At 72.7% G+C, this 26,118-nt stretch carries 20 protein-coding genes and 1 tRNA gene; 11 read left to right on the forward strand and 10 right to left on the reverse strand.

The annotated features are described in order from the left end of the window. Positions 1 to 24: 24 nt before the first annotated feature. Complete coding sequence (locus OIE12_RS17735; protein ID WP_329136483.1) at positions 25 to 1,833, reverse strand: S9 family peptidase; 1,809 nt, start codon at positions 1,831 to 1,833, stop codon at positions 25 to 27. Between the two features lie 314 nt (positions 1,834 to 2,147). After that, on the reverse strand, positions 2,148 to 4,100 hold the full coding sequence (locus OIE12_RS17740) for an NAD-binding protein (RefSeq protein WP_329142022.1): 1,953 nt from the start codon (positions 4,098 to 4,100) through the stop codon (positions 2,148 to 2,150). A 197-nt stretch (positions 4,101 to 4,297) separates the two neighbouring features. Here OIE12_RS17740 and OIE12_RS17745 point away from each other — a divergent pair, with 197 nt between their 5' ends. After that, on the forward strand, positions 4,298 to 4,510 hold the full coding sequence (locus OIE12_RS17745; protein WP_329136485.1) for a twin-arginine translocase TatA/TatE family subunit: 213 nt from the start codon (positions 4,298 to 4,300) through the stop codon (positions 4,508 to 4,510). Here OIE12_RS17745 and narI read toward each other — a convergent pair. The 4 genes from narI to OIE12_RS17765 are packed head-to-tail and all read right to left on the reverse strand — an operon-like array spanning position 4,479 to position 11,145. Continuing rightward, positions 4,479 to 5,213, reverse strand: a complete 735-nt coding sequence (narI, locus tag OIE12_RS17750; RefSeq protein ID WP_329136487.1) for a respiratory nitrate reductase subunit gamma — start codon at positions 5,211 to 5,213, stop codon at positions 4,479 to 4,481. The two genes, OIE12_RS17745 and narI, sit on opposite strands and share 32 nt — an antisense overlap. Before the next feature lie 28 nt (positions 5,214 to 5,241). Continuing rightward, positions 5,242 to 5,856 carry a nitrate reductase molybdenum cofactor assembly chaperone gene (gene narJ, locus OIE12_RS17755; RefSeq protein ID WP_329136489.1) on the reverse strand — a complete coding sequence of 205 codons (615 nt, stop codon included), beginning with the start codon at positions 5,854 to 5,856 and terminating at the stop codon, positions 5,242 to 5,244. After that, entirely contained in the window at positions 5,853 to 7,481 is a 1,629-nt protein-coding gene (gene narH, locus OIE12_RS17760; RefSeq protein WP_329136491.1) for a nitrate reductase subunit beta, read from the reverse strand. Before narH ends, narJ begins: the two co-directional genes overlap by 4 nt. 1 nt (position 7,482) lies before the next feature. Continuing rightward, positions 7,483 to 11,145 (reverse strand): nitrate reductase subunit alpha, encoded by a 3,663-nt coding sequence (locus OIE12_RS17765; RefSeq protein ID WP_329136493.1) that lies wholly within the window; start codon positions 11,143 to 11,145, stop codon positions 7,483 to 7,485. A gap of 404 nt (positions 11,146 to 11,549) precedes the next feature. Between OIE12_RS17765 and OIE12_RS17770 the strand changes: the two genes are divergently transcribed. The 3 genes from OIE12_RS17770 (at position 11,550) to OIE12_RS17780 (ending at position 15,170) form a co-directional block, all read left to right on the forward strand. Continuing rightward, positions 11,550 to 13,451 (forward strand): chloride channel protein, encoded by a 1,902-nt coding sequence (locus OIE12_RS17770; RefSeq protein WP_329136495.1) that lies wholly within the window; start codon positions 11,550 to 11,552, stop codon positions 13,449 to 13,451. A gap of 211 nt (positions 13,452 to 13,662) precedes the next feature. Continuing rightward, complete coding sequence (locus OIE12_RS17775; protein WP_329136497.1) at positions 13,663 to 14,418, forward strand: excisionase family DNA-binding protein; 756 nt, start codon at positions 13,663 to 13,665, stop codon at positions 14,416 to 14,418. Continuing rightward, a complete protein-coding gene (locus tag OIE12_RS17780) occupies positions 14,415 to 15,170 on the forward strand; it encodes a hypothetical protein (protein ID WP_329136499.1) in 756 nt (251 codons plus the stop codon). Before OIE12_RS17775 ends, OIE12_RS17780 begins: the two co-directional genes overlap by 4 nt. Before the next feature lie 121 nt (positions 15,171 to 15,291). Here OIE12_RS17780 and OIE12_RS17785 read toward each other — a convergent pair whose 3' ends face one another. Beyond that, positions 15,292 to 16,911, reverse strand: a complete 1,620-nt coding sequence (locus OIE12_RS17785; protein WP_329136501.1) for an ATP-binding cassette domain-containing protein — start codon at positions 16,909 to 16,911, stop codon at positions 15,292 to 15,294. Positions 16,912 to 17,063: 152 nt separating this feature from the next. On the opposite strand from OIE12_RS17785, the gene OIE12_RS17790 reads away from it, so the two are divergent. The 6 genes from OIE12_RS17790 (at position 17,064) to OIE12_RS17815 (ending at position 23,175) form a co-directional block, all read left to right on the forward strand. Next, complete coding sequence (locus OIE12_RS17790) at positions 17,064 to 17,978, forward strand: NADP-dependent oxidoreductase (protein ID WP_329136502.1); 915 nt, start codon at positions 17,064 to 17,066, stop codon at positions 17,976 to 17,978. Positions 17,979 to 18,013: 35 nt separating this feature from the next. Further along, on the forward strand, positions 18,014 to 19,108 hold the full coding sequence (locus tag OIE12_RS17795; protein ID WP_329136504.1) for an alkene reductase: 1,095 nt from the start codon (positions 18,014 to 18,016) through the stop codon (positions 19,106 to 19,108). 9 nt (positions 19,109 to 19,117) lie between these two features. Then, the gene (locus tag OIE12_RS17800) at positions 19,118 to 19,609 is read left to right on the forward strand and encodes a MarR family winged helix-turn-helix transcriptional regulator (protein ID WP_329136506.1); all 492 of its coding nucleotides are present in this window, start codon (positions 19,118 to 19,120) and stop codon (positions 19,607 to 19,609) included. A 228-nt stretch (positions 19,610 to 19,837) separates the two neighbouring features. Then, complete coding sequence (locus OIE12_RS17805) at positions 19,838 to 21,697, forward strand: TerD family protein (RefSeq protein WP_329136508.1); 1,860 nt, start codon at positions 19,838 to 19,840, stop codon at positions 21,695 to 21,697. 166 nt (positions 21,698 to 21,863) lie between these two features. After that, complete coding sequence (locus OIE12_RS17810; RefSeq protein WP_329136509.1) at positions 21,864 to 22,514, forward strand: restriction endonuclease; 651 nt, start codon at positions 21,864 to 21,866, stop codon at positions 22,512 to 22,514. Between the two features lie 85 nt (positions 22,515 to 22,599). Next, positions 22,600 to 23,175, forward strand: coding sequence for an HAD domain-containing protein (locus tag OIE12_RS17815; protein ID WP_329136512.1), 576 nt, complete (start codon positions 22,600 to 22,602; stop codon positions 23,173 to 23,175). A gap of 303 nt (positions 23,176 to 23,478) precedes the next feature. Here the strand turns inward: OIE12_RS17815 and OIE12_RS17820 are convergent. The 3 genes from OIE12_RS17820 to OIE12_RS17830 all read right to left on the reverse strand — a co-directional run bounded on the left by OIE12_RS17820 (position 23,479) and on the right by OIE12_RS17830 (position 25,407). Further along, positions 23,479 to 23,552, reverse strand: a tRNA-Pro gene (locus OIE12_RS17820). Positions 23,553 to 23,584: 32 nt separating this feature from the next. Beyond that, complete coding sequence (locus tag OIE12_RS17825) at positions 23,585 to 24,370, reverse strand: Pr6Pr family membrane protein (protein ID WP_329136514.1); 786 nt, start codon at positions 24,368 to 24,370, stop codon at positions 23,585 to 23,587. A 107-nt stretch (positions 24,371 to 24,477) separates the two neighbouring features. Continuing rightward, complete coding sequence (locus OIE12_RS17830) at positions 24,478 to 25,407, reverse strand: metallophosphoesterase (protein ID WP_329136515.1); 930 nt, start codon at positions 25,405 to 25,407, stop codon at positions 24,478 to 24,480. Positions 25,408 to 25,605: 198 nt separating this feature from the next. Between OIE12_RS17830 and OIE12_RS17835 the strand changes: the two genes are divergently transcribed. Continuing rightward, positions 25,606 to 26,073, forward strand: coding sequence for a GatB/YqeY domain-containing protein (locus OIE12_RS17835; protein WP_329136517.1), 468 nt, complete (start codon positions 25,606 to 25,608; stop codon positions 26,071 to 26,073). Positions 26,074 to 26,118 lie beyond the last annotated feature (45 nt).

The raw sequence follows: 26,118 nt of genomic DNA on the forward strand, positions 1-26,118 counted from the left end.
GCACGCGGGGTGCCCCCGGATCGCCTACGCCCCGCCCCCCACATGCCGCGCCGCGAACTCCAGCTCCAGCCGCACCTGCTTGATCCGCTCATCGACGACGAGGGACCCGTGTCCCGCGTCGTACCGGTACACCTCGTGGACCGCTCCCCGCGCGGCCAGCCGGTCGACGTAGTTCTCGATCTGGCGGATCGGGCAGCGCGGGTCGTTGACGCCCGCCGAGATGTACACCGGCGCCTTCACCGCGTCGACGTACGTCAGCGGCGACGACGCCTCGAACCGCTCGGGCACCTCCTCCGGCGTGCCGCCGAGCAGCGTGCGGTCCATCGCCTTCAGCGCCTCCATCTCGTCGTGGTACGCCGTGACGTAGTCCGCGACCGGCACCGCCGCGATGCCCACCGTCCACAGCTCCGGCTGGACGCCGAGGCCGAGCAGGGTGAGGTAGCCGCCCCAGGAGCCGCCGGTCAGCACCAGCCGCCCGGGATCCGCGAGGCCGGAGGAGACGGCCCACTCGCGGACCGCCGCGATGTCCTCCAGCTCGATCAATCCGACCCGGTGCTTGAGCGCGTCGGTCCACTCGCGGCCGTAGCCGGTGGAGCCGCGGTAGTTGACGCGGACGACCGCGTACCCGTGGTCGACCCAGGCGGCGGGCGCGGCGGCGAAGGCGTCGCTGTCGTGCCAGGTGGGGCCGCCGTGGATGTCGAAGACGGTGGGCAGCGGCCCGCTCGCCCCGGCCGGCCTCTGCACGAGCGCGTGGACGCGGCCGCCGGGCCCCTCCACCCACACGTCCTCCACGGGCACGGAGGCCGGCGCCTTCATCCCGGGCGGGTCGAGCACGACGCGCCCCGTCGTGGACCGCACGGCCGGCGGCTCGGCGGCCGAGGACCACAGGTACTCGACGCTGCCGTCGGGGCGTGCGGTGGCGCCGGAGACGGTGCCGGGCGGGGTGGACAGCTCGGTCAGGGCGCGCTCGGCGAAGTCGTAGCGGAACAGCTCGCTGCGGGCCTCGAAGCTGTGCGAGACGAGGAGGGCGGAGCCGTCCGGGTACCACTCGGCGGCGACGTCGCCGGGCAGCTCCAGCGCGAGGTCGGTCTCCTCGCCGGTGGCGACGTCCCAGACCAGCGGCTCCCAGCGGCCGCGGCGCTGGTGGCCGATGAGCAGCCGGGTGTCGCCGTCGACGGGCGCGAAGCCGAGCACCTCCAGGCCCAGCTCGACGGTGCCGCCCTTGGTGTCGTCCAGCTCGGCGACGGCGGTGCCGTCGGGGCGCAGCACGCGCAGCGCGGAGTGCATGGCGTCGCCGTGCTCGGTGTGCTCGATGGCGAGCAGTGACCCGTCGTGCGAGAGGTCGCCGACGCCGGCGGACTCGCGGTGCCGGTAGATCTCGACGGGGTCCTCGCCGGTGCGGACGAGGTGCAGCGTGGTCCCGTCCTCGTCGGTCGACCGCCCGACGACGGCGGTCCGCCCGTCCCGCCCGAGCGCGAGCCCGGCGGGATAGGAGGGCGCGAGCCCGGGAGCGGCGGCTTCGTCACGCGCACCGGAAGTGCCGCCGGCGAACGCCTGTCGCCTCCAGACCCCGAACTCATCCCCATCCGTGTCGTCGAACCACCAGATCCACTCACCGTCGGGCGACAACACCCCGTCCGTGGTGCCGTTCGGCCGATCGGTCACCTGCCGCTGCTCCCCGGTGGCCCGGTCCCACGCGTACAGCTCGTACGTCCCGGTCGCGTTCGACACGAACAGCGCGCGATCCGGCGCGTCCTCCGCCCAGTCCGGCAACGAGACCCGCGCCGCCCGAAACCGCATCTCCCACGCCACCATGCCACCACTCTCACTCATGGGTACATCTTGCCGCGCCCGGCAGGGGGCGCGGGGCTGTGTCCATCCCGCGGCTCCGCCGCGGGGGCGCGAGCAGCCGCGCGCCCCTAGGGGCGCGGGGAACTGCGCGGCGCACCCCCACCGGCGGTCAGCCGACAACGCACCCAACGGGGTCCAAGGGGCAGAGCCCCCTGAAGGGACGATGGGGGTCCCCCCTGCTCGAACGAAGTTGAGAGCTTGGGGGAGGGTAGGGGCGGCGGGGGCGAAAAAAATCCCCACCCGCACCTGCCACCGAACCTCACGCACCCCCCACCCCAAGGCACCCCACCCCGGGGTCAAGGGGACGAAGTCCCCGCAGGCCCCCGCCCCAACAGCTCCGCCAATCCCCTCCGCGTCGCCGCCAACACCACCCGATCCCCCACCCCCAGCACGTAGGAAGACGGCAACCCCCACCCCCGCGAACCGCCGGAGGCCACGTCCCGCCCCAGCACCCGCCACTTCCCCGCCACGAACGCCTCCCCCACCGTCCGCCCCTCCAACTGCGGATGCCCCGCCACCTCCACCGCCGCGAACAGCAACACCCGCCGCTCCACCGGAATCGCCCCCAGGATCTGCCGCCCCAGCATCGCCGCCGCGAACGCCGGCGCCGCCAGATGCGACACACTCCGGCTCCGCGTGAGCGCCTGCGGATACGCCGCCCGCAACGTCCGGAACACCGCCGTCGCGAAGTCGTCGTCGTACAGCCGCAGCACCACCCGCAGATCCGGCCGCACGGACCGCGCGTACAGCGCCGCCTCCAGATTCGTCGTGTCCGCACTGGTCAGCGCGAGCAACGTCCGCGCCCGGTGGATCTTCGCCGCCTCGAGCACCCCCTCGTGCGTGACGTCCCCGAGCACCACCGGCACCCGCAACCGCCGCGCCACCGCGAGCCCCCGCGCCTCCGGATCGCCCTCGACGCACACCACCGGAATCCGCAGCTCCCGCAGCCGCACCAGCACCCGCGTGCCGATCTTGCCCACGCCCAGCAGCACCACGTGCCCGGACAGCCCGCGCGGCGGCCGGCGCAGCGCGGAGTTGCTGCGGAACGTACCGAGCGCTTCGAGCACGGCGGCCAGCAGCACCGGCAGGAGCAGCAGCCCCACAAGACCCGACAGCAATTGCAGGATCTGCCGCCCGGCGGGCTCACCCACCGCCGGATCGTTGATCGCGAACAGGTCGAGCAGCGTGAGATACGTGGCCCGCAGCGGATTGGTGTCGGTCACGGCGAGCTGCGCCACCGCCAGCGCGACGACACAGGCCACCAGACCGGCGAACGACCACCGCAGCCGCCGCGACAGCAGCAGCGCGAACGGCACCATGCTGCGCCCGGCCGGCTGCCGGGGCCCGGTGTAGGAGACGGTCTCCAGGACGACGGTTCCCCGCCCGGTGGCCGCCGCGACCGCCGCCTCGTCGGGCAGCAGCCGGGGCCCCTGCTCCCCGCTCTCCTCGGCGCCGTCGGCGCCCGCCGGGTCGCTGCTGGTGGCGGAGAGCAGCGCCAGGGTGCACAGCCCGGGGTCGGCGATCTCCCCGGGCGCGGGCGGCTGCCGCTCCACCGCGCGCAGCATCAGTCCGTCCGTCTGGACGACCTTGGTGGTGCCGGTGACGGCGGTCGCGGCGAGGGCGGGCGCGGCGGTGTCGGCGTCGGACAGGACGGTGGTGGAGGCGTCGAGGTTGTCGTCCTCGTCGACGGCCCCGTCCGGGCCGATGAGCGCGAGCGCCGCCGCCTGGTCGAGCAGCGCCTCGATGTGCTGTCCGAGGCGGCGGTTGTAGAGGCGGAGCACGAGCCGCAGCCGGGGGTTGAGCCGGCGGGCGGTGAGCGCGGCGCGGATGTTGGTCTCGTCGTCGTCGTAGACGAGGGCGAGCGCGGTGGCCCGCTCCACGCCCGCGTCGGCGAGCACGGCCTCGGCGGCCTCGGACGCCTCCAGCACCCGTACGGACCCGCCCGGTTCGAGGGGCGGACGGCCCCCGGGCGCACCCTGGCCCCCGGGCGCACCCTGGCCCCCGGGCGCACCCCGGCCACCGCCCCCGCCACTGCCGCCGGCCGGAGAGCCCCCGGCCCCGTTCCCCGCCGCCCGCGTCACCGCCGCCGACACCCGGTCGAGCAGGGCCGCCCCGCGCGGCCGTCCCACCACCGGCTGGCGGGCCAGCCGCCGGGCGGGCGGGACGACGAGGGTGACCCGCTCCCCGTACACGTCACGGAGTTCGGCCGCGAGCCGGTGCGCCAGCCCGTCGTCCCCGCACACCACCATGTGTGCGCCGCCGTCGATCGATCCCGTCCGGTACGCCCCGCCGCTCGCCACGAGGGAGAAGACTGCCGCACCCGCGCACCCGGTTCCAGGGGCGGGGGCCCGCCGGTCCGCCCTTGCCGTCGGCGCGTGCGTCGGCGAGACTTCGACGGAACCGGCCGGAGGCGGCCGGTCGACGGCACAACGGAACGGGAGCCGCGATGTTCGGCCTGAGCGAGCTGGTCGTGATCCTCCTCGTGGTGATCGCCGTCCTCGCCTTCAAGAAGCTCCCGGGGCTGACGCGCTCGGCCGGGCAGGCGAGCCGGATCTTCAGGAGCGAGTCGAAGGCCCTGCGCGACGAGGACCCGGAGGGCGCCCCCCGGGTCGTGCCCGGCACGGTCGTCAGCCGCGACGAGCGGCAGCCCCGCCCCTGAGACCGCCGCTGTTCCTGACGCCCGCCGCCCGCCCGCGCGAGCGGTAGACCACGTACGGCCGCGCCGCGTACCCGAGCGGCGCCGCGAACGCGTGCACGAGCCGGCCGAACGGCCACAGCGCGAACAGCGCCAGCGCCAGCAGCGCGTGGCACCGGTAGACGAGCGGGGCGTGGGCCATCGCCGAGACGTCCGGGTCGAGCGTGAACAGGCTGCGGAACCAGACCGCGACGCCCAGGCGGTAGTCGTACGGGTTGGCCACCGAGGACGCCGTGGCGGTGAGCCCGGCCAGCAGCACCAGGACCAGCAGCGGGTACATCAGCCGGTCGCCGCGGCTGGTCGCCCGGCGCACGGCGGGCACCCGCAGCCGCCGGTACAGCAGGATGCCGAGCCCGCAGACGGCGGCGACACCCGCCACGCCGCCCATGGTCAGCGCCACCCCGTGGTACTGCGCCTCGCTGACCCGCAGCCGCTCGGTCACCCACTCCGGCACCAGCAGCCCCATGACATGCCCGCCGACGACGAACAGCAGCGCGTAGTGGAAGAGGGGACCACCGATGCGCAGCAGCCGTGCCTCGTGCAGCTGGCTGGAGCGCGTGGTGAAGCCGAACCGGTCGTAGCGGTAGCGCCACAGGGTCCCGGCGACCAGCACCACGAGCGAGAGATAGGGCAGGACGCCCCACAGGGCGATGTGCAGATGCTCCATCAGCGGCGGACTCCTTCGACGTGTTCCATCAGCGGCGGATTCCTTCGGCGCTTTCGTGGCCCGGGGCGTACGGGACGGGGAGGGGGAGCGCGGGGAACGGCAGCGGGACCGGGGGCGGTGCCTGGGCGGGCGCGGGGCCGTCCGGCAGGGTGTCCCGGACCGCCCGTACGACGTCCAGGTACGGGCTGTCGTACGCCGCCAGCCCCTGCGCCAGCAGGTCGAGCGCGCCCCGGTGCTCGGCGAGCAGCGCGCGCCCCTCCTCCGGGCAGCGGGCGGCGAGTTCCAGCAGGGCGGGCAGGTGGTCGGGGAGTTCCCCGCCGTCCGGTTCCCAGCCCGCCGCCCGGTAGCGGGCCTTGAGTGCGGCGAGGCTCGCGCCCCGGCGCCGGGTGTCGCCGTCGGTGTAGTGGGTGAGGTGCAGGGTGCGGCGGCGGGTGCGGTCGAACGTGACGACGTACCGCTTCGCCAGGTCGAGCACGGGGACATCGGCGCTCCACCGGCAGAACCGCAGCAGCGACATGGGCGCCGGGCCGGGCAGCCGCCCCAGCTCGGCGGCCACTTCGTCGCGCCGCACCGGCCAGTCGGCCTCGGGGTAGGACAGCAGCAGGGAGGCGGCCTGGTGCACCGCCCGGTGCAGATGCGTCACCGCGCGCCCTTCCGCTCCGGGAAGAGCCCCCGGGGCCGCCCGCGCCCGTCCCAGTTGAACAGGTTGACCCGGCCGCGCAGCTCGCTCCCCGTGCGGGGAGCCGTCCCGGCCGGCACGGGCGGCGCATGGAACGCCTCCGCCGGATCCGCGGCGTCTCCGTACATCCCGGGCCCGCCGTCCCCCTCCAGGCTGCACCCGGCACCGTCCACCCCGCTCCCGCTCCCGCCCCCGGCCACGTACGTCGTCGGCACCACGTACCGCTCCTCGTACTTGGCCAGCGCGAGAAGCCGGTACAGCGCCTCCAGGCCCCGCTCGTCCATGCCGACGCCGCGCGCGAGCGCCGGGTCGCGTTCCTCGCCGAGGTTGATCCGGCGCATGTGCGAGCGCATCGCGGCCAGCCGGCACAGCGCCGCCTCCACGGGGCCGGTGTCCCCGGCGGTGAACAGTCCGGCGAGGTACTCCAGCGGGATGCGCAGCGAGTCGATCGCGCCGAACAGCGCGGCCGGGTCCTCCCCGTCGTGCCCGCTGCCGGTCAGCGCCTCGACGACGGGGGAGAGCGGGGGCACGTACCAGACCATCGGCATCGTGCGGTACTCCGGGTGCAGCGGCAGCGCGACCCGGTAGGTGCTGATCAGCTCGCGTACGGGGGAGCGGCGGGCGGCGGTGATCCAGTCGTGCGGGATGCCCGACTCCTCGGCGGCGCGTACCACCTCGGGGTCGTGCGGGTCCAGGAAGCAGCCGAGCTGGGCCTCGTACAGGTCCTTCTCGTCGGTCACCGAGGCGGCCTCGCCCACCTTGTCGGCGTCGTAGAGCATGACGCCGAGGTAGCGCAGCCGGCCCACGCAGGTCTCGGAGCAGACGGTGGGCTCACCGGCCTCGATGCGCGGGTAGCAGAAGGTGCACTTCTCGGCCTTGCCGGTGGAGTGGTTGAAGTACACCTTCTTGTACGGGCAGCCGCTGACGCACATCCGCCAGCCCCGGCAGCGGTCCTGGTCGACGAGGACGATGCCGTCCTCGATCCGCTTGTACAGCGCCCCGGACGGGCACACCGCCACGCACGACGGGTTGAGGCAGTGCTCGCAGATGCGCGGCAGATGGAACATGAACGCCTGCTCGTACTCCAGCCGCACCTGCTCGTTCATCTTCTTCAGCACCGGATCGCCGGCGAGGTGCTCCGGGCCGCCGCCCAGGTCGTCGTCCCAGTTGGGGCCGTAGGTGAGGTCGGTGGGGCGGCCGTCGACGAGGGAGCGGGGACGGGCGGTGGGCAGGTCGTCGCCGAGCGGGGCGGCGATCAGGGTCTCGTAGTCGTAGGTCCAGGGCTCGTAGTAGTCCTTCAGGGAAGGGAGTTCGGGGTTGGCGAAGAGGCGGGCGAGGCGGCGGGCGCGGCCCCCGGAGCGGGGGACCAGGCGGCCCCGGGCGTCGAGGCGCCAGCCGCCCTTCCACTTCTCCTGGTCCTCGTGGCCGCGCGGATAGCCGAGCCCCGGGCGGGTCTCGACGTTGTTGAACCAGGCGTACTCGGTGCCGGTGCGGTTGGTCCACGTCTGCTTGCAGGTGACCGAACAGGTGTGGCAGCCGATGCACTTGTCGAGGTTCATGACCATGGCGATCTGTGTCATGACGCGCACGTCAGTACCGCACCTCCTGGGCGCGCCGGCGGACGACCGTGCGCGCGTCGCGCTGGTTGCCGGTGGGGCCGTAGTAGTTGGGGGCGAACGACAACTGGCCGTAGCCGCCGATGAGATGGGTGGGCTTGAGGAGGATGCGGGTGAGCGCGTTGTGGACGCCGCCGCGCCTGCCGGTGGTCTCGCTGCGGGGGACGTTCACCAGGCGTTCCTGCACGTGGTACATGAACACGGTGCCGGTCGGCATGCGGTGCGAGACGATCGCGCGGGCGACGACGACCCCGTTGGGGTTGACCGCCTCCACCCAGTCGTTGTCGGCGGCGCCGATCGCCTCGGCGTCGGCGACGCTCATCCAGATGACGGGGCCGCCGCGCGCCAGGGTCTGCATCAGCAGGTTCTCCTGGTACTCGGAGTGGATGGACCACTTCGAGTGCGGGGTGAGGTAGCGCACGCTCACCTCCCGCTCGCCCACCACCGCGTCCGCTCTCAGGTCCAACGGGGGCCGGTAGACGGGCAGTTGCTCGCCCAGCTCGGCCATCCAGTCGTGGTCGAGGTAGAAGTGCTGCCGCCCGGTGAGGGTGTGCCAGGGCTTCCTGTGCTCGGTGTTGACGGTGAAGGGCGAGTAGCGCCGGTCGGGCGCCTCCTTGCCGGACCACTCGTAGCTGGTGCCGACCTGGACGGGCCGGTCCTGGGTGTCGGAGAACACCACCCGGCGCTCGTGCACCGCCTCCGCCAGCGTCTCGAACCCGGCGGCGGGACCGCACCGTTCGGCCAGCCGCTGGAAGCCCTCGGCGGCGATCCGCCCGTTGGTGGTGCCGGACAGCGCGAGGATCGCCTCGCACAGCTTGACGTCCGTGTCGAGCAGCGGCCGACCGCGCGCCGCCCCCTCGGACGCGGTACCGCATCGCGAGGCCAGCCACCGCACCTCGGGCCCCGGCCGCACGGTCACCCCCTTCACCGTCATCCCCCGCTCCTCGGGCAGCGGACCGAGCGCGGCGAGCTGTTCGGCGACGGCGGTGTAGTCCCGCCGCACCACCGTGAAGTGCGGCAGGTTCCGTCCCGGTACGGGGGCGGCGGTGCCCTCGCGCCAGTCGGGCACCGTGCCGCCGGGCTGGGCGGTCTCGCCGGGGGTGTCGTGCTGGAGGGGCGTGGCGAGCAGGTCGTAGGCGGTGTCCAGACGGCCCTTGGCCAGCTCGCTGAAGCGCGTGGCCAGCCCGTGGAAGATCTCGAAGTCGGTGCGGGCCTGCCAGGGCGGGCTGATCGCGGGCGAGAACGCGTGCACGAAGGGGTGCATGTCCGTGCTGGACAGGTCGTGCTTCTCGTACCAGGTGGCGGCGGGCAGCACGAGGTCGGCCATCAGCGTGGTCGAGGTCATCCGGAAGTCCAGCGCGAGCAGCAGATCGAGCTTGCCGGTGGGCGCCTCCTCGTGCCATGTCACGTCCCGGGGGCGGGCGTCGGGCGGTGCCTCCTCGGCGCACGCGTTGTCGCTCGCGCCGAGCAGGTGGCGCAGGAAGAACTCGTTGCCCTTGGCGGAGGAGCCGATGAGGTTGGCCCGCCACACGGTGAGCACCCGCGGCCAGTTGGCCGGGTCGTCGGGGTCCTCGCAGGCGAAGCCGAGCCTGCCGCCGGTGAGCTGGGAGGCCACCCACTCGTCCGGCTCGCGCCCGCTCTCCCGCACGGCACGCCCCAGGTCGAGCGGGTTGGCGGAGAACGTCGGCGCCGACGGCATCCAGCCGAGCCGGGCCGACTGGGCGACCAGGTCGGCGGTGTGCCGCCCGGCGAACAGGCCCTTCCCGGCCGCCGGTGAGGCGAGCGCGTCGGCGCGCTGGGCGTCGTAGCGCCACTGGTCGGTGTGCAGGTACCAGTACGGCGTCCCGGCCGTCTGCCGGGAGGGCCGCACCCAGTCGGCCGCCGACTGCACCTGCTGCCAGCCGGCGTACGGGCGGACCTTCTCCTGGCCGACGTAGTGCGCCCAGCCGCCGCCGTTGACGCCCTGGCAGCCGGTGAGCAGCAGGAGGGTGAGGAAGGAGCGGTAGATGGTGTCGGAGTGGAACCAGTGGTTGGTGCCGGCGCCCATGACGATCATGCAGCGGCCGCGCGTCTTCTCGGCGGTCTCCGCGAACTCCCGCGCGATGCGCACCACGGCCGCCGCCGGGACGGAGGTGATCGCCTCCTGCCAGGCGGGGGTGCAGGGCAGCGCGGCGTCGTCGTAGCCCTGCGGCCAGTCGCCGGGGAGGCCGTCGCGCCCGACGCCGTACTGGGCGAGCAGCAGGTCGAACACGGTGGTCACCCGGCGCCCGCCGACCTCGCGGACGGGGACGCCGCGGGAGAGTCCGGTGCCCTCGGCGTCGTCGAAGCGGGGCAGCCGGAGCGTGGCGGTGGCCGTGTCCCGGCCCTGGTACAGGCTGAGCAGCGGTTCGACGTCCCCGAGGTCCAGGTTCCAGCGGCCCTCGCCGCGCTTGGACCAGCGGTCGCCGAGGGTGCCGTTGGGCACGACGGGGCGGCCCGAGGCGGTATCCAGCAGCACGGGCTTCCAGGCGGCCTCCTCCTCGCCCTCCTCGAACAGCCCGAGCGTGGCGGCGGTGACGAACTTGCCCGGGACGAGGGTGCCGTCGGGGCGTTCCTCGATCTCCACCAGGAACGGCAGGTCGGTGAAGCGCCGCACGTAGTCGGCGAAGTACGGCACCGTGCGGCGCACGAAGCACTCGGTGAGCAGCACATGCCCCATCGCCATGGCGAGCGCCCCGTCGGTGCCGGGGTGGGGGTGCAGCCACTGGTCGGCGAACTTGGTGGCGTCGGCGTAGTCGGGGGAGACGACCACGACCTTCTGGCCCCGGTAGCGGGCCTCCGTCATCCAGTGGGCGTCCGGCGTCCGGGTCACCGGCACGTTGGAGCCCCACAGCATCAGGTACGCCGCGTCCCACCAGTCGCCGGACTCGGGCACGTCCGTCTGGTCGCCGAAGACCTGCGGGGAGGCGATGGGGAGGTCGGCGTACCAGTCGTAGAAGGAGAGCATCGGCGCGCCGATCAGCGCGTGGAAGCGGGCGCCGACCGCGTGCGAGGCCATGGACATGGCGGGGATCGGCGAGAACCCGGCGACGCGGTCCGGCCCGTGGGCGCCGATGGTGTGGACGTGGGCGGCGGCCGCGATCTCCAGCGCCTCTTCCCAGCCGATCCGCACCAGTCCGCCCTTGCCGCGCGCCGACTGGTAGCGGCGCCGCTTGACCGGGTCGGACGTGATCTCGGCCCAGGCGGCGACGGGGTCGCCGAGGCGGGCGCGGGCCTCGCGGTAGAGCTCCAGCAGGACACCGCGGACGTGCGGGTGGCGGACGCGGGTGGGCGAGTACGTGTACCAGGAGAAGGAGGCGCCGCGCGGGCAGCCGCGGGGTTCGTACTCGGGCCGGTCGGGGCCGGTGGAGGGGTAGTCGGTCTCCTGGGTCTCCCAGGTGATCAGCCCGTCCTTGACGTACACCTTCCAGGAGCACGAGCCGGTGCAGTTCACGCCGTGCGTGGACCGTACGACCTTGTCGTGCGCCCAGCGCTCGCGGTACGGGCTGTCGTTGACGCTCTGGTCGGTGCGCAGCACCGCCCGCAGATCGGGGGTGGTCTCGGTGCGGCGCAGTATGCGGCCGCCCCGCAGCAACCGCTCCGCGGCCACCGCCGCCATGCGTTCCGCTTCCCGACGGGCACCGCGCCGTCCCACCACCCGGCACACTCCTCACGTACATGCTGCTGCTCCCGAACTGACCGAGTGTCAGCTCGGAACAACGGTAGCGGGGGGTACTGACACGACTACGCAGAGTTGAGAAGGGCTATACGGAGGTCTGTACGGAGCTTTCCTTGCCCTTTGCAATAATTGTGCGGGGCACGCTTATGTGACGCCGGTCACGGTGAGGTGGAGCGGTCTCACCGAAGGTGACCGTTGCACCATGCAATGATACGATCCGTGCAGGCGGGCAGGGTTGCCCCCCGTCTCCCTTCCTCCCTCTTCTCCTCTCCCCGCGGGCAGTGCGGCCCGCGGCGGTCGGGATGTTCCGTGCCCGTCCCCACCCTCGATCCACGGAGTTCGTCATGTCCGCGTCCCTGGCCCCGGAGCCGGCCGCCACCCCCGTGGAGGCCCCCCGCCCCCACGGTCATCCGCCCCACCTCGCCGTTCCCTCCATCCCGGTCCTCGGCGACTTCCATGTGCCGCCGCGGGTGCTGGCGATCACCGCGCTGGCCGTGCCCGTCGGCGCGGTGGCCGCGCTGGTGGCCGCCGGGCTGCTGAAGCTGATCGCGCTCATCACCAATCTCGGCTTCCGCTGGCGGTTCGGCTTCGGCTCCGCCGTGCCCGCCGACGCCACGCACCGGTGGCTGCTGGTGGTCATGCCGGTCGTCGGCGGCCTGGTCATCGGGCTGATGGCCCGCTACGGCTCCGAGAAGATCCGCGGCCACGGCATGCCCGAGGCGATCGAGTCGATCCTGGTCGGCGGCAGCCGGGTGCAGCCGCGGGTCGCCGTCCTCAAGCCGGCGTCGGCCGCCATATCCATCGGCACGGGCGGGCCGTTCGGCGCGGAGGGGCCGATCATCATGACCGGCGGCGCGGTGGGCTCGCTCATGGCGCAGCTGCTGCGGGTCACGACGGACGAGCGCAAGGCGCTGCTGGTGGCCGGTTCCGCGGCGGGCATGGCGGCGACGTTCAACGCGCCGCTCGCCTCGATCCTGCTCGCCGTCGAGCTGCTGCTCTTCGAGTGGCGGCCGCGCTCGTACCTGCCGGTGGCGGTCGCCGCGGTGACCGCCACGCTGGTGCGGGGTCCGCTGCTCGGCACCGATCCGCTGTTCGGCGGCGCCCACGTGCCGGCGCACCTCGCGCTTCCCGACTACGGCCTGTGCCTGGTCGCCGGCGCCGCCGCCGGGCTCCTCGCGCTCGGCGCGACGGCCCTCGTCTACTTCTCCGAGGACTGCTTTTCCCGGTTCACCCGGCTGCGCGTGCACTGGATGTGGTGGCCCGCGCTCGGCGGTCTGATCATCGGCCTGGGTGGTCTGGTCGAGCCGCGCACGCTCGGGGTCGGCTACGACGTCATCGACGCGCTGCTGACCGGGCACGCGACGGTCGGTCTTGTCGTCGGCGTCCTGGTGGTCAAGACGCTGATCTGGGGACTGTCCCTCGGCTCGGGCACGTCCGGGGGCGTGCTCGCCCCGATGTTCATGGTCGGCGGCGCGCTGGGCGCGGCGGAGGCACTGGTCTTCCCGCACGTGGGCCCGGGTTTCTGGGCGCTGGTGTCACTGGCCGGAGTCCTGGGCGGCGTGATGCGCTCGCCGCTCACGGGCATCGTCTTCTGCCTGGAGCTGACCCACGAGATCAACGCCCTGATCCCCATGGTCATCACGGCGTCGACCGCGTACCTGCTCTCGGTGACGCTGCTCAAGCGCTCGGTCCTCACCGAGAAGCTGGCCCGGCGCGGCCTGCACCTCACCCGGGAGTACTCCGTCGACCCCCTGGAGACCCACCTCGTACGGCAGCTGGAGACCCCGGCGGCGGTGACGTTCCGCGCCGACCGTCCCGCCGGTGAGATCACCGCCCTGCTGCGCACGGCGCACGACGCGGGCGACCCCGAGGGCCTGCTCGCCCAGCGGCTGTACCCGGTGCTGGACGCGGAGGGCGCGCTCGCGGGCGTGGTCACCCGAGGCCGCCTGATCCACGCGGACCCCACCGACCGCACGCCGCTCGCCTCCCTGGCGACGCCCCCGGTCACGGCCCACCCCGACGAGACCCTCCGCACCCTGGCCAACCGCATGGCCCACCACGAGGTCACCCGCCTCCTGGTGGTCACCCCCGGCCCGGACGGCCGCCCCGAGGCCGAGGGCATCATCACCCTCCGCCACCTCCTCACGGCCCGCCGCATCGACCACCACGAGGAACACCACGCGGAACGGGTGTTGAGGTGGCGGGGGAGGCGGGCGGCAGAGATGCCTGCACCAGCCCGAGGATGACGCGCACGCACTCTCCAGGCGCAGCGGGTCTTCCGGCGCCGGCAGCCGAGGCGCCTCCGCCGTCCCGGGCCGGCGCCCGGCGGACGGGGATCGATCACATTCATGCGTCAAATCTCCCGGCTCCGGGAGGTTTGACGCAAGGACGCGGGTCGCGGAGAATGGTTGCGTGTTCCCTCTCGATCGCGGGAGGGTACCCGCAAGGAGGTGCGAGGTGGCCGAGCCGGACTACGTATCCGTGAAGCAGGCCGCGGAGTCCCTGGGGCTGGTCGATTCGCGTGTCCGCCAACTGCTGCGCGAGGGGCGTTTGCGTGGTGCGATGATCGGCAGCCGGTGGATCGTGGAGGCCGAAGCCGTCCGCGAGCGCAACGCATCCGCGCACACACCGGGGCGCCCGCTGTCGGAGCGGAACGCCTGGGGAATCCTTGCCCTGCTTTCCGGGAGCCGGGCTCCCGCATTGTCGGACCCGGAGCGTTCCCGTCTGGTGGCCCGCATACGGGATCTCGCCGACTGCGAGGAGCTGCCGGCGGAACGCCTGCGGAAGCTGCTCGCGGCGCGTGCGGAAGTGCGGCGCTACCGGGCCCACCGTGGCCTGCTCCCCACGTTGCTCGCCGATCCGGACGTGGTGCGTACCGGGGTCAGCGCCGCCCCTCGGGTGGGCGCCGACTACGTCGCTCCGGGACGTGCCGAGATCTACGTGCATCCCGACCGGGTCGGGAAGCTCGAGGCCGGCTTCGGCCTGGTTCTCGACGCGCACGGTGGAAACCTCGTCGTCCGCGTGCCGTCGGCCACTGCCTGGACGTTCCTCGTCTCGGCCGAGTGGGACGAGAGGGAGGGCAGGGACGCTCCGGCGCCCGTGGTCGCGGCTGACCTGCTCGATACAAGAGAGGACCGAGCCGTCGCAGCGGCGGCGGGCGTCCTCCGGCCACTACTGACGGCGAACGCGGCGAAGGGGAGGCGTGCGGCGTGAACGAGGCATTCGTCCGCATCGAGTCGGATCTGCTGACCGGACCGCTGGTGGGCCTTTGGGGAACCCTTCTGGACCTGTCCGAGAAGGTCCCCGAGGCGTGGACCCTCATCGGTGGCCAAATGGTCCTCCTGCACGGGCTGGAACACGGCAGGAACCCACCGGCCGCCAGCCTCGACCTCGACGTGCTGGCCGACGTGATCTCCGACCAGCACAGTCTGCGAGCCCTCGTGACCGCATTGGAGGACCTGGGTTTCGCGTCCAGTGGTGTGTCTCCGGAGGGCAAGGCGCACAGATACAGGCGGCACGAGGACGGGGGCACACTCGTCGTCGATCTGCTCGCCCCGGACAACCTCGGCCAACGGGCCGACCTGACCACGACACCTCCCGGCACGACACGGGAAGTTCCTGGTGGGCGACAGGCCGTGCAGCGCAGCGAAGGCGTCCCCGTGCGACTCGGTGAGCGCACGGGGACGATCCACCGCCCCAGCCTGCTGGGCGCGATCGTCGGCAAGGCGGCCGCGCTGGGCATTCCCACCGCACCGAAGGAGAAGCACTACCGGGACCTGGCGTTCCTTCTCTCCCTGCCGGCGGATCCCCTCGCTCTCAAGCGCCAGTTGACGAAGGGCGACCGCAGGAAGCTGCGGACGGCGCAGCCGCTGCGGGACGTCGACCACAAGGCCTGGAGGGCGCTGGACGACGAGGAGGCACGGGCGGACGGCCAGGCGATGTACCGGATACTGACCGCCGCATAGTCGGTCTGTCGAACAGAGCGGGGGCCGGCGGGGCGCAGCAGGGTGAGCGCGTCCCCCTCCACCCGGCACCCGCTCGCCCAACGGCGCCCACCGCCGCGGGCCCGCGCGTGCGACGGCGTGGCTACCGCCGTCGCGCCACCCTCCCCTCGTCCCACACCGGCTCCCGTGTTTCCCGTACGTGTCCGTCCGCGGCGAACAGCAGGTAGCGGTCGAAGCTCTTCGCGAACCAGCGGTCGTGGGTGACCGCGAGTACCGTGCCCTCGTAGGCGCTGAGCCCCGCCTGGAGCGCCTCCGCGCTCTCCAGGTCGAGGTTGTCCGTCGGCTCGTCGAGGAACAGCGCGGTCGTGCCGCGGAGTTCGAGCAGCAGGATCTGGAACCGCGCCTGCTGGCCCCCGGACAGCCGGTCGAACGGCTGCTCGCCCTGCGCGCTCAGCTCGTACCGCCGCAGCGCGGACATCGCCCCGCCCCGGTCCAGCGCGTGTTCCTTCCAGAGGATGTCGAGCAGCGTGCGGCCGACGAGCTCCGGATGGGCGTGCGTCTGCGCGAAGTGCCCCGGCACGACGCGCGCGCCCAGCGTCCACTCCCCGGAGTGCTCCACGCGCTCCCCCGCCAGCAGCCGCAGGAAGTGCGACTTGCCGGAGCCGTTGGAGCCGAGCACGGCCACCCGCTCGCCGTAGAAGACCTCCAGGTCGAACGGTTTCATCAGCCCGGTCAGCAGCAGTTGGCGGCAGGTCAGGGCCCGTACGCCCGTACGGCCGCCACCCAGCCGCATCGTGATCTTCTGCGGTCGCGGCGGCTGCGGCGGCGGCCCCGCCTCCTCGAACTTCCGCAGCCGGGTCTGCGCCGCCTGGTAGCGGGAGGCCATGACGTCGCTGCGCGCGGCGTACTGCCGCAGGTCGAGCACCAGCTGCTTGAGCTGCGCGTGCTTCTCGTCCCAGCGCCTGCGCAGCTCGTCGAACCGTTCGAACCGCCGCTCGCGCGCCTCGTGGTACGTGGCGAAGCCCTCGCCGTGCACCCAGACGTCACTGCCGCCGGGCGCCGGCTCCACGCTGACGATCTTCTCCGCCGAGCGTGCCAGCAGCTCCCGGTCGTGGCTGACGAACAGCACGGTTTTGGCGGTCTCCCGGAGCTTCTCCTCCAGCCACCGTTTGCCCGGCACGTCGAGGAAGTTGTCCGGCTCGTCGAGCAGGAGCACCTGGTCGGGGCCGCGCAGCAGCACCTCCAGGCACAGCCGCTTCTGCTCGCCGCCCGACAGCGTGCGCACCTCGCGCCACCGCGCCCGCTCGTAGGGGACGCCGAGCGCGGCGCTGGTGCACCGGTCCCACAGCACCTCGGCCTCGTAGCCGCCCGCCTCGCCCCAGTCGCTCAGCGCCTGCGCGTAGCCGAGCTGCGCGGCCTCGTCGTCCCGCTCCATGAGCCGCAGCTCCGACGCGTCCACGGCGGCCGCGGCCTCGCGCACGCGCTGCTGCGACACCGCGAGCAGCAGGTCCCGCACGGACATGTCGTCCGTGACGGTGCCGATGAACTGCGGCATCACCCCGAGCCCGCCGCTGACGGTGACCGTGCCGCCGTGCGGCTTCAGCTCACCGGCGATCAGCCGCTGCAGCGTGGTCTTCCCGGCGCCGTTCGCCCCCACGAGGGCGACGACGGAACCCTCGGCGACCTTGAAGGAGACGTCTCCGAACAGGATGCGCCCGTCGGGGAGGTAGTACTCCAGATGCGCTGCTTCCACGTGGCCCATGGGCCGTGGAGCGTACGCGCACCCCTGGTCGGGGCGCATCGCAATTAATTACTTGGCTAGCCACCTAATCGGTGCTACTTTTAAGTGGTCGGCCACATAAACGGGTGGCCGACACCGGACGCACCACTGACACAAGCGAGCGAGGAACAGCCATGAAGGCCATCACTTTCGACCGGTTCGGCGGCACCGAGGTCCTGCACGAGACGGAGGTCCCGACCCCCGAGCCGGGCGCCGGCCAGGTCCGCGTGCGGATCCGGGCGATCGGCGTCAACCCGGTGGACGGCAAGATCCGCTCCGGCGGCATGGAGGCCATCTTCCCGACGACCCTGCCCGCCATCCCCGGCGGCGAGATCGCCGGCGTGGTCGACGCGCTCGGCGAGGGCGTCGAGGGCCTGGCAGTCGGGGACGAGGTGCTCGGCTGGTCCGACACCGGCTCCTACGCCGAGTACGCCCTGGCCACCCCCGACCACCTCGCGCCGAAGCCGGCCGGCCTCGACTGGGAGCACGCGGTCACACTGCCGGTCGCGAGCGACGGCGCCGAGCGGGTCCTCGACGTCCTCGGCGTCAAGGAGGGCGAGACCGTACTGATGCACGGCGCGGCGGGCGCGATGGGCACGCTGGCCGTGCAGCTCGCCACCGCGCGCGGTGCCCGCGTCATCGGCACGGCGGGCCCGGCCAACCAGGAGTATCTGACCGGCCTGGGCGCGACGGCGACGACGTACGGGGAGGGTTTGCTGGACCGCGTGCGCGCGCTGGCGCCCGAGGGCGTGGACGCCGTGTTCGACCTCGCGGGCAAGGGCGCCCTGGAGGACTCCATCACCCTGCTCGGCGGCACCGCACGCGTCGTCACGACCGCCGACTTCCGCGCGGCGGAGCTGGGCGTCCACTTCGAGTCGGGCCCGCAGCGCCGGTCGGCCGCACGGCTGGCGGAACTGGCCCGGCAGGCGGCCGACGGCACGCTGGTCACGACGGTCGGCACCAGCCTGCCGCTGGACCGGGCGGCCGAGGCGCACCGGATCGTCGACGCCGGTCACGGCCGCGGCAAGTTGGTCCTGACGGTCGCCTGACTGTTCATCTCTTCATCTCCGGAGGAGGAACCCCCATGTCCGAGGCAACACCCCTGCACACCCTGTGGACCCCGACCACCGTCGGCGCCCTGACCCTGCCGCACCGGTTGGCGATGGCCCCGATGACCCGGGACCGCTCCACCCCCGAAGGCGTCCCGACCGAACTGAACGCCGAGTACTACGCCCAGCGCGCCTCGCACGCCCTCGTCATCACGGAGGGCACGCAGCCCTCCGCCGACGGGCAGGGCTATCTGCTGACGCCCGGCCTGCACAGCGAGGAACAGGTCGCCGGCTGGCGCAAGGTGACGGACGCCGTGCACGCGGCGGGCGGCCGGATCGTCGTCCAGCTCATGCACACCGGACGGATCGCCCACCCCGACAACACCCCGCACGGCCGCCGGCCGGTGGCCCCGTCCGCGGTCCGCCCCGCGGGCGCGATGTTCACGGCGACGGGCCCGCAGGAGATGCCCGAGCCGAGGGAACTGTCGGCCGACGAGGTGTCCGCGACGGTGGACGACTTCCGCCGGGCCGCGGCGAACGCGATCGCCGCCGGAGCCGACGGGGTCGAGATCCACGGCGCCAACGGCTATCTGATCCAGCAGTTCCTGGCGACCAACACCAACCACCGCACCGACCGCTACGGCGGCTCGGTCGAGGGCCGCATCCGCTTCGCGGTGGAGGTCGCCACGGCGGTGGCCGAGGAGATCGGCGCCGACCGCACCGGCATCCGGCTCTCGCCGGGCAACCCGTACAACGACATCACGGAGGCGGACACGGCCGCGCTGTACCCGGCGCTCGTCCGCGCGCTGGCCCCGCTGAACCTGGCGTACCTGCACCTGATCCACGGCGGCGACGAGGAACTGCTCGATCGCCTGCGGGAGTTGTGGCCTACCGCCCTGCTCCTCAACCGCGCGGGCGCCGACCTGCCGACCCGCGCCGCGGACGTCGCCGCCGGCCGCGCGGACGTGGTGACCGTGGGCGCCCTGGCCCTCGCCAACCCCGACCTGCCCGAACGGGTACGCTCCGGAGCACCGCTGAACACCCCCGACCCGGCGACGTTCTACGGCGGCGACGCGACGGGCTACACGGACTACCCGGCCCTGTCCGCTGTTCCCACCGTCTCGGCTTGAGGAGGCACGATGACCGACCCCGCACCGCCCACCGGGGAGGCCCCCACCCAGGAGGCACCCACCGGGGAGGCCCCGGGCGCGGTCCGTCAGGGCCGACTGAGCTACGCCGTCTTCGAGCTCGGCCGGACCCACCGGAGCAGGGCCGCGGCCCTGCTCCGGGGGATGAACCTGCACCCCGGCCAGGAACTGCTGCTCATGCAGCTCTTCGACCGCGACGGCCAGACCCAGTCCGAACTCCTCGAAAGCGTCGGCCTGGACCACTCCACGGTCTCCAAGTCCCTCCGCCGCATGCAGGAGGCCGGCCTCCTCACCCGCGAGCCGGCCCCTCACGACCGCCGCGCCATGATCGTCCACCTCACCCCCGAGGGCCGCGCCCTGGAGGCCCCGATCACCGCGATGTGGCACACGCTGGAAGAGGCGTCGGTGCAGAACCTGACACCGACGGAGATCGAGACGTTCATCGCCCTCGCCCGGAGGATCGAGGCGTCGGTCGCGGGGTGAGGGGTGGGGGCGAGGGGTGAGGGACGGAAGCGGACGGGGGCGAGGGACGGAAGCGGGCGGGGGCGAGGGACGGAAGCGGGGCGGGGTCGGGAGCGGCCCCGCGCGACCGTTTCCACCACGAACCGTGTCCGGCCGTGCCCGGTTCGTGCCAGAATCGCTCACCGTCCATCGTCACGGCGGGCGGACGCGACGCCACCGCCTGCCGGACCCGGGAAGGGGAGCCCGAGCATGGCCGTGACCTCGTCCGTTCCGCACTGGCCCACCCTGGACGACTACGTCCACGACTGGGCACTGGTGGACGTGGAGACCTCCGGACTGAGGCCAGGCCGGGACCGCGTCCTGTCCCTCGCCGTCGTCACGCTCGACGGACAGGGCCGGCGGACGGGAGAGTTCTCCACCCTCCTCAACCCGGGCTGCGACCCCGGTCCGGTCCACATCCACGGCCTCACCCCCGCCCGTCTGGCGGGTGCGCCCACCTTCGAGGAGGTGGCCCCGCGGGTGGGGGAGCTGCTCGACGGCCGCGTCCTCGTCGCCCACAACGCGCAGTTCGACTACGACTTCCTGGCCCACGAGTTCGCCCGCGCCCGCTCCTGGGCCCCGGTCGGCAGACGCCTGTGCACCCTGGCCCTCAACCGCCTGGTCGGACCCGGGACGCCCGACTTCAAGCTGGGAACGCTCGCCGCGCACTACGGAGTGGAGCAGAGGCACGCGCACGACGCCCGGGACGACGTACGGGTGCTCACCGGTGTCCTTCGCGGCTCGCTCGGCGCCGCCGAACGGCTGGGGCTGCCGTTGCCGCTCCTGGCCTGTCCGCCCCGCCAGGACTACAGGCCCTACGTGCCGAAGACCCCCTGCGCCTACCGCAATCCGGGGCCGTTGGGAGCGGACGGTCCGCTGGTGCAGGGAATGAAGGTGGCCGTCACCGGGGAGACCGAGGTCTCCCGCGAGGAACTGGTCGCCCGCTCGGTGGCGGCCGGACTGAACATGATGACCTCGGTCAGCCGGCACACCAGCGTCGTCGTCACCAACGATCCCGGCGCCGGCTCGGCCAAGCTCCGCCGCGCCGAGGCCGAGGGCGTCCGCCTCGTGGACGAGCCCACCTACCTGCGCCTGCTGGCGGACGTGCGGCCGGGCCGGGCCAAGGGCACGGCGGGGCAGGGCGGTGCGGAAGAGTTGACGTCGGGTACTTCCGCCCCGAACATTCCGGCACAACGCACTACGACACCCACCGCGCCGACGACAACCACCGCGCCGATGACACCCGCTGCTGACCCGGACCGCCCGCTGGTCGGGCGCCGGGTACTGGTCCTGGGCGGCACGCACGAGGAGGCCGCGGCGGCACGTACCCGGGTCGCCGGCCTCGGCGCCTCGGCCGCGGTCAACCTCTCGGCCAGGGTGACGGACGTCGTGGTGCTGCCCGGCGGCGAATCGGACCGGCGCCTCGGCCGCATCGCCTCGCTCGGCCTGCGCGTGCACGACGCCGACTGGCTCCGCGCGCCCACGCCCGCACCGGCGCGGGAGGGGACCGAGGACCGACCGGACACGGCACGGGTACTGGTCCGGGGCGCCGTCATGGATCTGCCAGATCTTCCCGGTCTCCCCGGCCACGGTGCGGCCTGGACGGTGGCCGCCACCTGGGGCCAGCACGCCGCCTGCGACGTGGACGTCGTCGCCTTCGCCCTCGACGCCCACGAACAGGTGGCGGGGGACGAGGACTTCGTCTTCTACAACGCGCCCGAACACCCGGACGGCACCGTACGGTTCGCCGCGGACGGTCCGACGGAGCAGTCGGTCACCGTCGACCTGGCACGGCTGCCCTCGGAGGTCAGCAGGATCGCCGTCGCCGCCGCGATCGACGGCACCGCGACCTTCGGCGACGTCGGCGCCGTCGAAATCACCGTCACCTGCGGTGTCGGCGAGGCCCCGACCGCCCGCGCCACCCTGGACGCCGCCACCACCGAGCGCACCATGATCCTCGCCGAGCTCTACCGCCGTGACGACGCCTGGCGACTACGCGCCGTCGGCCAGGGCTACGACCACGCCCTGGCCACCCTGGCCCGCGACTACGGCGTCGACATCACCGACTGACCGGAGCACCGCGGCTCCGGGCACCGCGGACATCAGGACATGGCCGACTCGCGCCCTTCCGGCGCCGTGCCGGGATGCCCAGACTGCCGAGGACGGATGTGAGGGGGGCGCGATCGTGGCTGGGCGCAAACGGCGTACTGCTGCCCGCAGACGGCGGGCCGCGCTGATGAAGACGGCGGCCGCCGGGTGCGGCCTGCTGCTTGTTTTCCTGGCGGTGTACTGGTCGGCCGTGTGGCTGTACCTCGTGAGTGCGTTGCTTCTCGGCGGACTTGGAACGGCGCTCTGGTGGCTGTGGCGTACGGATCGACTGGTACGCGGCCGGGACCGGGCGTGGCGAAGGGAGGAGGCGGTGAATGCCGGCCGTCGGACTCTTGCCGAGGTGGATGGAATGACGGGGACGGAGTTCGAGGAACTGGTCGCGAGTCTGTGCCGCCGGGACGGATGCACCGATGTTCGACGGGTGGGCGGCGCGAACGACAATGGCGCGGACGTCGTCGGCAGTCTCCCGGACGGCAGAAGCGTCGTGATCCAGTGCAAGCGGTACGCACCGAGCAGCACGATCGCGAGCAGGGAACTGCGCGACCTGCTGGGTGCCAGGGTCCACTTCGGAGCAGACCTCGCGGTATTCGTCACTACCACCCGGTTCAGTGGCCCCTCGGAGAAGTTCGCCCTGCAACACGGCATCCTCGCCGTGCACCGGGACCACTTCGGACTGTGGAACAACGGCACCTCGCTCCTGACCCTGAGCGAGGTGAACGGGAAGGGACAAGGAGACTCACGCCACCGGGGCCGCTGGAAGCGGACGTACGGCAGGTGACCGAACACAGACCGGCACCATGCCCTCGCGTCATGCGGAACCTGGCCGATCTCCTCCGACGTCGGGGCCGACCTATCGTGTTGCCGTGCCACACACGACGGGGTGTCCCCTCCTTTTCCTTGACGTCGACGGTCCACTGATTCCCTTTGGGTCCCCCTCCGGACATCCACGGACGACTGCCGCCGGCGCCCCGAAGTACGATGATCGCGGGAACCCCCTGCTGACTCGGCTCGACCCTGAACTCGGAACGCGTCTCACGACCCTCGGATGCCGCCTCGTATGGGCCACGACCTGGGGGGAGGAGGCAAACGAGGTCATCTCCCCGTGGCTCGGACTGCCGAGACTGCCCGTGGTGGAATGGCCGACCCTCCGCACTCAAGAGGGCCCGCGCGGCCTGCACTGGAAGACCCGCCACCTCGTCGAGTGGGCCGATGGCCGACCGTTCATCTGGGTCGACGACGAAATCGGCGCCATGGACCGCCTGTGGGTCGACGCCACTCACCCGACACCGTCCTTGCTCCACCGCGTCGACCCGGCCAAGGGCCTCAAGAACGCCGACTTCGCTGCGCTGACCGACTGGCTCGCTTCCCTCAAGCGCAGACGAACACAGCACGAGGCAGTCGATCCGCCGATGACGGGCGACGCCAACTGGCTGAGCTAGGGACGACGGTGGGCGGCAGGATCGACCCCGGGCGCTGGAGTCCGGGACAGGCTCATATAACACGGGCGGTCGGGGTCGCCCACTTCCATGAGCACTAAGAGATCGATGTCGTGGTTGGCGAAGCGATGGAGGTACTGGAGGAACAGTTCCAGTTCCCCGGCGGAGAGCGGTTCGTCGTGTCGGTCGTTTCGCACGCACTCCCCCAGGTCGGCTTGAACGACAGGAGCTCATTGCAGACAAACAAACGGAGACAGGTGAGGCGCCCACCGAAAGCGGTAGGTGCCTCACCTGCTGTTTTGGCTGTCGGGGTGGCGGGATTTGAACCCACGACCTCTTCGTCCCGAACGAAGCGCGCTGCCAAGCTGCGCTACACCCCGGTGTCGCTGCTGTCGCGGCGACGTCGTTTACTTTAGCCCACCGGTGGCCGGAGACGAAATCCGGTTTTTCGGGGGCGGCGGAGGGGGGCCGGGCGGATGTGGTCCAGGGCGACCAGGAGGATCGCCGCGGCGTAGACGGTGAGGCCCAGCAGGAGCGCGTTGGCCAGGACGTGCTGGTAGCCGTGGGCCGCGACGTCGAGGAACGGGTAGAGGTAGCGGTCCGGTGTGCCGGGGGCGAGGAGGGCGCCTCGGGTGAGGAGCAGGGCCAGGTAGGCCAGCGGGTAGAGCAGCCAGGCCGTGGCGTGGCGGGGGCGCAGGCGGTTCGGTGGGGTCAGCAGGAGCCAGTCCAGCGCTGCCGCCAGCGGGACCGCCGTGTGCAGGAGCTGGTTGGCCAGGGCCGGCCAGCCGGTCGCGTCGGCCGGGGTGTCCGTGATCGCGAACGGTGGTGCCGTGTCCGCGAGCAGCAGGTGGTAGGTCAGGGCCGCCGTCGCCGCGTACAGCAGGGTGGCGCCGGTCAGCGCGGGCGGGAGGGGGCGGCGGGCCGTCCACGCGCGGCGGGCGGTGAGCGTGAAGACGACCGTCACGAGCGCCCCGCTCTGGACCGTGAAGCAGGTCAGGACCCGGAGCGGGCTGCCGTGGAGCAGGTCGATCGTCACTCCGGTCGCCGCCGCGGCGGCGATCAGGAGGCGGAGGACGGCCGTCGCGCGGCGGCGTACGGGCGCCACCACCGCCGCTGCCGGAACGGCGGCCGACAGGGGGCCGGGGACGCCCGGGAGCGCCGGCAGACCCGGCATGTCCCGGGGTATGGGGGTGAGCATGCCCTCACGCTAGGGAGAGGGGTGGGGCGGGGCGATTCGGGTGGGCTGTTCGGGTTTCCGAACCTCTACGAGAGCGTAAGGCGGCTTGGCGTCCGCCCCGTGCTCCTCTACCGCTTCGCCGTCAGTGTCAGCAGCGTTGCCTCCGGGGGGCAGGCGAAGCGGAACGGGGTGTAGCGGTTGGCGCCGCAGCCCGCCGAGACGTGCAGGTACGAGGTGTGGCCCTCGGCCGTGTGCGTCGACAGGCCCTTGACGCGGTCCGTGTCCAGGTCGCAGTTGGTGACCAGGGCACCGTAGAACGGGATGCACAGCTGGCCGCCGTGCGTGTGGCCGGCCAGCATCAGCGGGTAGGCGTCCGCCGTGAACGCGTCCAGTACCCGCAGGTACGGCGCGTGCACCACCGCCATCGAGAAGTCGGCGCCGTCCGACGGGCCGCCCGCCACGTGTGCGTAGCGGTCCCGCTTGATGTGCGGGTCGTCCAGGCCCGTCAGCTCCAGCGACAGCCCGCCGTCCAGCTTCAGCGTGCCGCGTGTGTTCGTCAGGTTGAGCCAGCCCGCCGCGTCGAAGCCGTCGCGCAGGTCCTCCCACGGGTTGTGGATCACGCGTACGGCGGGTGCGTTGCCGTTGAGGCCGTGGCGGCCGCTGGTCTTCTCCAGCAGATAGCGGGCGGGGTTGCGCGGCACCGGGCCGTAGTAGTCGTTCGAGCCGAAGACGTACGCCCCCGGGAACTCCATCAGCGGGCCCAGGGCATCCAGTACCTCGGGGACGGCCTCCGGGTCCGAGAGGTTGTCGCCCGTGTTGATCACGAAGTCGGGGCGCAGGCCCGCCAGCGAACGCAGCCAGCGCTGCTTCTTGCGCTGCCCGCCCACCATGTGGATGTCGGAGACCTGCAGTACGCGCAGCGGGCGCATCCCCTCCGGGAGGACGGGCACCGTGACCCGTCGCAGTCGGAAGGAGCGGGCCTCGAACCCGGCCGAGTAGAGCAGTCCGGCGGCGCCAACCGCCGTGATTCCCAGGGGTACTCCGTATCGCGCGCGCATACGTCCATCGTGTCAGACGGCGGGGGGTGGTCCGTGCGGCCTGTGGACAACTTCCGTCCCGCGTCGGTGCGTCCCGGCTCCTGGTCGGTGGATCCCGGCTCCCGCGCCCGTGCGTCCCGGCTCCTGCCCCGGTGCGCCCTCGCCGCCCGCGTCGGAAATCGCGGGCGGTCTTCTCCCCGTACCTGAGACAATCGAGTCATGACCACGCTCAAGTCGAAGCTGCAGGCAGACCTCAACGCCGCGATCAAGGAGCGTGACGAGCTCCGCTCCTCCACGCTCCGGCTGACCCTCACCGCGATCACCAAGGAGGAGGTCGCCGGCACGGAGAAGCGCGAGCTCTCCGACGACGAGGTCACCAAGGTGATCACCCGTGAGGCGAAGAAGCGCCGCGAGGCCGCCGAGGCGTTCGCGCAGGGCGGGCGTGCGGAGCAGGCCGAGCGGGAGCGGGCCGAGGGCGAGCTGCTCGCCGTCTACCTGCCCAAGCAGCTCTCCGACGAGGAGCTGCGGGGGATCGTCGTCCAGGCCGTCGAGGAGGCACGGGCGGCCGGGGCCGAGGGGCCGCGGGCCATGGGCCAGGTCATGAAGATCGTGAACCCCAAGGTGGCCGGCCAGGCGGAGGGCGGTCGCGTCGCCGCGCTCGTCAAGCAGGTCCTGGCCGCGGGCTGACGGGGGTTCTCCGCGACGCCTGACGGCAGGTTCTCTTCTCCGCGA

The sequence above is a fragment of the Streptomyces sp. NBC_00670 genome (genome assembly GCF_036226765.1).
Classification (GTDB): Bacteria; Actinomycetota; Actinomycetes; order Streptomycetales; family Streptomycetaceae; genus Streptomyces.

What these genes read in the sequence shown, in the direction of transcription:
- OIE12_RS17735 (WP_329136483.1), bottom strand. Translation starts at nt 1,833, where the DNA reads ATGAGTGAGAGTGGTGGCATGGTGGCGTGGGAGATGCGGTTTCGGGCG.
- OIE12_RS17740 (WP_329142022.1), bottom strand. Translation starts at nt 4,100, where the DNA reads ATGGTGGTGTGCGGGGACGACGGGCTGGCGCACCGGCTCGCGGCCGAA.
- OIE12_RS17745 (WP_329136485.1), top strand. Translation starts at nt 4,298, where the DNA reads ATGTTCGGCCTGAGCGAGCTGGTCGTGATCCTCCTCGTGGTGATCGCC.
- narI (WP_329136487.1), bottom strand. Translation starts at nt 5,213, where the DNA reads ATGGAGCATCTGCACATCGCCCTGTGGGGCGTCCTGCCCTATCTCTCG.
- OIE12_RS17765 (WP_329136493.1), bottom strand. Translation starts at nt 11,145, where the DNA reads ATGGCGGCGGTGGCCGCGGAGCGGTTGCTGCGGGGCGGCCGCATACTG.
- OIE12_RS17770 (WP_329136495.1), top strand. Translation starts at nt 11,550, where the DNA reads ATGTCCGCGTCCCTGGCCCCGGAGCCGGCCGCCACCCCCGTGGAGGCC.
- OIE12_RS17785 (WP_329136501.1), bottom strand. Translation starts at nt 16,911, where the DNA reads ATGGGCCACGTGGAAGCAGCGCATCTGGAGTACTACCTCCCCGACGGG.
- OIE12_RS17790 (WP_329136502.1), top strand. Translation starts at nt 17,064, where the DNA reads ATGAAGGCCATCACTTTCGACCGGTTCGGCGGCACCGAGGTCCTGCAC.
- OIE12_RS17795 (WP_329136504.1), top strand. Translation starts at nt 18,014, where the DNA reads ATGTCCGAGGCAACACCCCTGCACACCCTGTGGACCCCGACCACCGTC.
- OIE12_RS17800 (WP_329136506.1), top strand. Translation starts at nt 19,118, where the DNA reads ATGACCGACCCCGCACCGCCCACCGGGGAGGCCCCCACCCAGGAGGCA.
- OIE12_RS17805 (WP_329136508.1), top strand. Translation starts at nt 19,838, where the DNA reads ATGGCCGTGACCTCGTCCGTTCCGCACTGGCCCACCCTGGACGACTAC.
- OIE12_RS17810 (WP_329136509.1), top strand. Translation starts at nt 21,864, where the DNA reads ATGAAGACGGCGGCCGCCGGGTGCGGCCTGCTGCTTGTTTTCCTGGCG.
- OIE12_RS17825 (WP_329136514.1), bottom strand. Translation starts at nt 24,370, where the DNA reads ATGCTCACCCCCATACCCCGGGACATGCCGGGTCTGCCGGCGCTCCCG.
- OIE12_RS17830 (WP_329136515.1), bottom strand. Translation starts at nt 25,407, where the DNA reads ATGCGCGCGCGATACGGAGTACCCCTGGGAATCACGGCGGTTGGCGCC.
- OIE12_RS17835 (WP_329136517.1), top strand. Translation starts at nt 25,606, where the DNA reads ATGACCACGCTCAAGTCGAAGCTGCAGGCAGACCTCAACGCCGCGATC.